The sequence below is a fragment of the Desulfobacterium sp. N47 genome, from assembly GCF_051233685.1.
Taxonomy (GTDB): domain Bacteria; phylum Desulfobacterota; class Desulfobacteria; order Desulfobacterales; family RPRI01; genus RPRI01.
This window is the reverse complement of record NZ_JBAMMY010000108.1, coordinates 1-4,719: the sequence shown is the minus strand read 5'-3', so window position 1 is coordinate 4,719 and position 4,719 is coordinate 1. Positions and strand designations below refer to the sequence as shown.

Below are 4,719 nucleotides of genomic sequence, written 5' to 3'. Positions count from 1 at the left end.
ATTGCTGGAGGCGGTGAAATTTCTGGATGAAAAGAGAGGTTTTATCGTGGGGGAGTTCGGGAGCATTCTGGTTACCTCGGATGGGGGAGCCATCTGGAAATGTATAACGAAGAGAGAGGCGGATATCCTGGATATCGGATCTCTGGGAAAAACCAGACCGACCCTTTACAGCCTGGACTTTCAGGATGATAAAACGGGTGTGGCAGTGGGAGTAGGCGGTTGTATATTAAGGACACAGGATGGTGGTGAGACGTGGCAGGATGTTCCTTCTCCCACCGTCAATCATCTATACAGGGTGAAGGTTCTTGACGGAGAGATATATGCGACAGGGCTGCGGGGCACCTTGCTGAAAAGCGAAGATAAGGGCCAAAGTTGGGAATTAACTCATCTACCCAGGAAGATTTCGCTCAACTGGTACTATGGCATAGCAGGCAATTCCCAAAATTTGTTACTGGCAGGAGAAACCGGCGAGGTTGTAACTACCCAATTGAATAGAGTATGTCCAGCTGAATAAAGTGAGGTAACAAGATGGAACTTTTTGCAAGATTTGTTATTCGACACCGTTTTCCTTTTATTATAGCCATCCTGATCCTCACGGGATTTCTTACGTATGCGATGAAGGACCTGGGATTTAAAACCGTGCTGGAGAGCACTTTGCCTCCCCGGCATCCCTACGTGCAGATCAACGCTCAGTTTCAAAAGATGTTCGGGGGAGCCAACACCATGGTGGTTGCCGTGGAAAGTAAGAAGGGAGACATCTTTAACAGAAAGTTTTTGGAAAAATTTAAATTTCTGACCGATGAGATCAAGTACTATCCCGATGCCGTGACATCCCAGGTGGTTTCCATTTCCCAGTCCAAGGTGAAAAATATCCGTGGTGTGGAAGGCGGCATGGATATCCGCGCCTTTTTTGAGAAGGGAGTGCCCCAGACAAAGCAGGAGATTGCGGTTTTAAGGGAAAACATTTTTTCCAATGAGTCTGTCCGGGGGATTCTCGTTTCGGCTACCGGCAATGCGGCGCTGATCATTGCCAATTTCAATGATAACATTGATTACCAGAAACTGTTCCGTTTTCTTCAGAAAACTAAATCTCAGGTGGAAGATGATGATATCAAGGTTTATATGTCCGGGCGGCCGACTTTGTTGGGGTGGATTTATGATAATAATTTCCGCGCCTTTGTCATATTCGCGGTGAGCGTGCTGGCCGAGCTGCTCTTAATAGGAGTGTGTCTGAAACGGTTTCATCCGCTCTTCACTCCCCTACCCGTGGGATTGGCCTTGCTGAATGCCCTTTGGGGCTTGGGGGTGATGGGGCTTGCGAAATTTAATTTGGATCCACTGGGGATGGTTATCCCCTTTGTGATCGGGGCCCGGATTATCTCCCATGTTGTGCAGATGACCGAACGTTATGGCGAGCATTACAGGGAACTGGCTGACACTAAAGAGGCATCCGTGGCTGTAATCCGGAGCATGTTCATCCCTTCCGCCACCTCCATTATCACTGATGCGGCCGGCTTGTTTGTCTTGTGTATTGTTCCCATTCCCCTGCTCCGGACTTTGGGGTGGATCGCCGGCCTCTGGCTGCTTAGCGCCGTCGTGGGCGTGAGCATCCTGTGTCCTATCCTTTTCAGCTATTTACCGGCTCCTTTGAAAGGGGAACACAAACACGAAAAGGATGCGCTGGGAAGACTGATGGAAAGGCTTGGCAAATGGTTAACGGAAGGGAGCAGGCGTGGCTCCGCCCGCCGCAGCATGGGCTGGGTATTGGGAATCTACATAATAATTTTTGCCAGCTCCTTTTTATTGGCCCAGCGGGCCGAGATAGGCGATGCCCATCCCGGATCTTCCCTGCTCTGGCCGAATTCTGTTTACAACCGGGATGATGAACGGATCAACAGGCTTTTTCCGGGCACCAACCAGATGTACGTGATCCTGGATGGAAAAGAACAGGGGGCATTGAAAGACCCGGAGGTGCTGCGGTCGGTCGAAGCTTTTGAACGGGATATTGCAGGCAGCGATGGGTTTGGCGGCTCCGAGTCCCTGGCAGCGATTGTCAAAAAACTTAACCGGGAGTTCCACGAAGGGGACCCCAAATGGAGCATGCTGCCTGCATCTGCGGAAAAGACCGCTTTTTACCTGTGGATGTTTGAATCCAAGAGCGATCCGGGAGATCTGGACCGCTGGACCGATATCTCCTATCAGTATGGCAATATCATCTCCTATTTCAAGGATCACAAGGGGGAAACGGTCCGGGGGGCGATCGGCCGGGCCAAGCAATTCCTTGCCAGCAATTCTCTGCCCACCGAGAAGGTGGCATTTCGGTTGGCCGGGGGTGTGGTAGGGGTCACTGCGGCCACGGATGAGGTGGTTGCAAAGTATAACGATCTTACCTTGTGGATTGCCCTTGGGGTTATATTTATCTGTTGCGTGATCCCCTACCGCTCCTTCGGGAGGGCCTTCATTCTGCTTGCTTCGCTGGTAACCGCCAATTATGTTACCATGGCTTACATGGCGATCACCAAAATGGGCATGACCATCAACGTGTTGCCCGTGGCGGCTATCGGAGCGGGATTGGGAGTAGATTATGGCATCTACGTAATCAGCCGGATCAACGATGAGCTTTTGGCCACCGGGGATATTCTCCTGTCTATCCAAAATACACTTATAACTACCGGGCGGGCGGTATTCATCACCGGCATGACGGTAGTGGTGGGGATTGCCTTCTGGTACTTTTCGGCGCTGCGTTTCCAGGCAGAGATGGGCTTCCTGATGGCGTTTCTTATTTTGATAAATATGATCGGGGCGGTGTTTTTGGTTCCCTCATTGGCATATTTGTTCAGGGGGAAGTTGTTTAATAATCTTGAATCTTGAGAAAGGAGAAGAAAAATGAGAACGAACAAGTTGTTTTTTTGTCTGTTTGTTGCATGTCTGGCAGGATGGGTTTCTGCTGCTCACGGAGCTTCCTTCTTGGATGACAGGCTTTCCGTAGATGGCTACATACAGAACCAGAGTTCTTACCGGACAGGAAATGACTCCGGGCTGGTAAGCAGCGAAAACCGGCTTCAGTTGGAGATGTCGGCCAGGTTGCATCCCAATGTTACGGTGACGGGGACCTTCCGCGGCATATATGACGCCATATATGACCTGCGGCATGACAGCGACCAGTGGGCTCATGATGATGGGTACGCAGGCTCCCGCGATGCTCTGAGCACCGAGTATAAAATACGGGAGCTCTATATGGATGCCACCTTGGGAAGCGTGGATTTCCGGATTGGCAAGCAACAGGTGGTATGGGGGGAAACCGATGGCTTGCGGCTTATGGATATCATCAATCCTCTGGATGAGCGGCGCCAGTTCATTACCCGTGAATGGGAGGATATTCGCATTCCCCTGACGGTGGTCAAGGCGACTTACGGAATTAATACGCAGAACAATTCCTTCCTGGAATTGCTGTGGAACCCCGGGGATATCCAAAGAGACAAGATATATTTTGACACTACCATGTCGGATCGGCACAAATCTCCCTGGACCACCTCCAATCCTGATTTGCTGGAAAAGCTGAAGGTCGATGCTCCTCTGGCTGTTGGTGGTCCCGGCGGTCCATCACTCACCGATCCGCAGAACTACCTGGACGTTCCAACGCTGAGAACAATGGGCATCCTGAATTTCGATGAGGGTGGCACTCCTTCCCAGTTTTCTGTACGCAACAGTGAATTCGGCGCTCGTTTGGGAGGAGAACTGGGCGGCTTTTTCCTTACCTTGAATTATTTTCAGGGTTTTTCCAAGACGCCGGTTATAAAGTATAAAGGGGGTGGATTGCTGGGCATGGGCAACGCTCTTGCCCCAGGCACCTCCGGTCCACCTCTCTATGTCGGTGCTCCCGTGAACAACACATTTCCTGACGTAAACACGGCAATTGCCGCTTATTTGTCTGGCATGGGTTATGATGGCCTCTTGAAATCCTATCCCATCAAGCTTAGTCTTGAGTACCCGCGGGAGAACGTTATCGGGTTTACATTCAACAAGGCTGCCGGCCTGTGGGTGTGGCGGGGCGAGTTTGCTACCTACCTGAACAAACATTACAATAAAGTCGGGCGCCGGGGGTGGAACAACACTATCTGGGATATAGACTCGGCCATCAGAGAAACCGGCGACATGGTGGACGACAAGGTTCTGCAGGCCTCCATGCTCGGGTTCGATTACAAGAATTTCATCACCTGGCTAAATCCGGAGAAGATGTTTTTTATTTCCGGTCAGGTCTTTAACTATCACATTTTTAACCATCAGGATGAGCTGTGCACGGGTCCCTATATGCAGAAAACCCGTGAGGATTCCTATTATTTGACCCTGCTGGTCAATACGGAGTACAGCATGGGGCGGATCTGCCCGGAAGTACTGGTAGTATATGATGTATCCAGCACAGGCTGGTATGTGAAGCCGCGTGTGGAATTCAAGTATGGAGACCACTGGCGTCCCGAGATCGGCGCTTTGATATTTACCGGCGATCGTCACGAGCTTCCCTTTGGAGAACTTGCCAATAATGACGAGGTTTATGTCCGGCTGAGGTATCAGTTTTAATGTGTATCGAAAATGAATCACAGACTTTTATTACCTTGATAAATGGAGGAACTAATGGAGGAACTAATTGATGATTAAGCTAAAAAGAACCTATATTGCGATAGCTCTTATGGCAGGGATTTTATTTCCGGTTTTTGTGGG

The 4,719-nt window shown here is 50.3% G+C and carries 3 protein-coding genes; all 3 read left to right on the top strand.

The annotated features are described in order from the left end of the window. Window positions 1–514 (top strand): WD40/YVTN/BNR-like repeat-containing protein (locus VXK47_RS06680; RefSeq protein WP_435547994.1); only part of this gene is annotated, 514 nt, incomplete at its 5' end. A gap of 14 nt (window positions 515–528) precedes the next feature. Next, the gene (locus VXK47_RS06675; RefSeq protein ID WP_435547993.1) at window positions 529–2,871 is read left to right on the top strand and encodes an efflux RND transporter permease subunit; all 2,343 of its coding nucleotides are present in this window, start codon (window positions 529–531) and stop codon (window positions 2,869–2,871) included. A gap of 15 nt (window positions 2,872–2,886) precedes the next feature. Further along, window positions 2,887–4,578, top strand: a complete 1,692-nt coding sequence (locus tag VXK47_RS06670) for a DUF1302 family protein (protein WP_435547992.1) — start codon at window positions 2,887–2,889, stop codon at window positions 4,576–4,578. Window positions 4,579–4,719 lie beyond the last annotated feature (141 nt).